This window comes from Microbacterium sp., from assembly GCF_047971895.1.
Classification (GTDB): Bacteria; Actinomycetota; Actinomycetes; order Actinomycetales; family Microbacteriaceae; genus Microbacterium.
In genome coordinates, this window is record NZ_JBKEAF010000023.1 from 1 (window position 1) to 2,260 (window position 2,260).

1 protein-coding gene and 2 pseudogenes are annotated in these 2,260 nt (G+C 67.2%); all 3 read left to right on the forward strand.

Features of this window, described 5'->3' with window-relative positions; translation table 11 throughout:
- Positions 1–439, forward strand: a pseudogene (locus ACK5IN_RS02800) (F0F1 ATP synthase subunit alpha); the annotation flags it as partial.
- 1 nt (position 440) lies between these two features.
- Entirely contained in the window at positions 441–1,343 is a 903-nt protein-coding gene (locus tag ACK5IN_RS02805) for a F0F1 ATP synthase subunit gamma (protein ID WP_416894707.1), read from the forward strand.
- 35 nt (positions 1,344–1,378) lie between these two features.
- Positions 1,379–2,260, forward strand: a pseudogene (locus ACK5IN_RS02810) (F0F1 ATP synthase subunit beta); the annotation flags it as partial.

Sequence of the window (2,260 nt, forward strand, 5' to 3'; positions counted from 1 at the left end):
CCGCTCGCTCGAGGCGTTCGCGATGTTCGCGTCCGACCTGGATGCGGCGTCCCGCCGTCAGCTCGCGCGTGGCGCGCGCCTGACCGAGCTCCTCAAGCAGCCGCAGTACTCGCCGTACCCGGTCGAGGAGCAGGTCGTCTCGATCTGGGCCGGCACCAACGGCAAGCTCGACTCGATCGAGGTGGAGGACATCCTCGCCTTCGAGCGCGAGCTGCTGGACTACCTGCGCCGCAACACGACGATCCTCGACACGCTCCGCGACACCAACGTCCTCGACGACGCCACGGCTGCAGAGCTCGAGAAGGTCACCGACGAGTTCATCCTGGAGTTCCAGGGCGGCAAGGGCCAGGCCATCAACAAGCCGGGTCACGGAGAGGTCGCCGCCGCGCACGAAGAGGCCGTCAACCAGGAGAAGATCGTCAAGGGCCGCCGCGGCTGATATGGGCGCACAACTCCGGGTCTACAAGCAGAAGATCGCTTCTGCTCAGACGACCAAGAAGATCACGAAGGCGATGGAACTCATCGCGGCTTCGCGCATCCAGAAGGCGATGGCGCGCGTGCGCGCCGCCGCGCCCTTCGCGCGTGCCGTGACGCGCGCCGTCTCCGCAGTCGCGACGCACTCGACCGTCGATCACCCCCTGACCCGGGAGTCCGAGACGATCCGTCGCTCCGCGATCGTGATCTTCTCGTCCGACCGGGGGCTCGCCGGTGCGTTCAACTCGCAGATCATCCGTGAGGGCCTCGAGCTGGCCGAGCTGATCCGCTCGGAGGGCAAGGAGCCGGTGTTCTACCTGATCGGCCGCAAGGCGGTGGGCTACTTCCAGTTCCGGAAGATGGTCCCTGTCGAGCAGTGGACCGGCGACACCGACACGCCGCACTTCGGCACGGCAGAAGAGATCGCCTCGCGGCTGATCGACGACTTCATCACGGGCGGTGACTCGGACGGCGTGGACGAGATCCACCTCGTGTACAACCGGTTCGTCAGCATGATGACGCAGAGCCCCGAGCGGGTTCGGCTGCTTCCGCTCGAGGTGGTCGAGGCGTCGGCCGACGCCGATACCGCCTCGGTCGCGTACCCGCTGTACGAGTTCGAGCCCGATGCCGAGGTCGTGCTCGACGCGCTCCTGCCGGTGTACGTGCAGAGCCGCGTGTTCAACGCACTGCTGCAGTCGTCGGCGGCCAAGCACGCGGCGACGCAGAAGGCGATGAAGTCCGCGAGCGACAACGCCGACAAGCTCATCACCGACTACACCCGTCTGCGCAACAATGCGCGCCAGGCGGAGATCACCCAGCAGATCGCCGAGATCGTCGGCGGTGCCGACGCCCTCTCCTCGGGCAAGTAACCCCAGGCACAGACCCCATCGAAAGAGAAGAAGCCATGAGCCTCACCGCTGACAAGACGGAAGCGACGACCGCAGCCACGGCCGTAGGCCGCGTCGCGCGCGTCACCGGCCCGGTCGTCGACATCGAGTTCCCGCATGACTCGATCCCCGACATCTACAACGCGCTGAAGACCACGATCACGATCGGCGACGAGTCGAGCGAGCTGACCCTCGAGGTCGCGCAGCACCTGGGCGACGATCTGGTGCGCGCCATCGCGCTCAAGCCGACCGACGGCGTCGTGCGGGGCCAGGAGGTGCGCGACACCGGCGGGCCCATCACCGTGCCGGTCGGCGACGTCACCAAGGGCAAGGTCTTCAACGTGACCGGCGACGTGCTCAACGCCGCGCCCGGCGAGCAGGTCGAGATCACCGAGCGCTGGGGCATCCACCGTCAGGCGCCGAGCTTCGACCAGCTCGAGTCGAAGACCCAGATGTTCGAGACGGGCATCAAGGTCATCGACCTGCTGACCCCGTACGTGCAGGGTGGCAAGATCGGCCTGTTCGGCGGCGCCGGCGTGGGCAAGACGGTCCTCATCCAGGAGATGATCCAGCGCGTCGCGCAGGACCACGGCGGTGTGTCGGTGTTCGCGGGCGTCGGTGAGCGCACGCGTGAGGGCAACGACCTCATCGGCGAGATGGAGGAGGCGGGCGTCTTCGACAAGACCGCGCTCGTCTTCGGCCAGATGGACGAGCCCCCGGGGACGCGCCTTCGCGTTGCCCTGTCGGCGCTCACGATGGCGGAGTACTTCCGCGACGTGCAGAAGCAGGATGTGCTGCTGTTCATCGACAACATCTTCCGCTTCACGCAGGCTGGTTCCGAGGTGTCGACGCTGCTGGGCCGCATGCCCTCCGCGGTGGGCTACCAGCCGAACCTGGCC

Excerpts from the sequence above, each read along its gene's own strand:
- ACK5IN_RS02805 (WP_416894707.1), top strand. The coding sequence starts at position 441 with ATGGGCGCACAACTCCGGGTCTACAAGCAGAAGATCGCTTCTGCTCAG.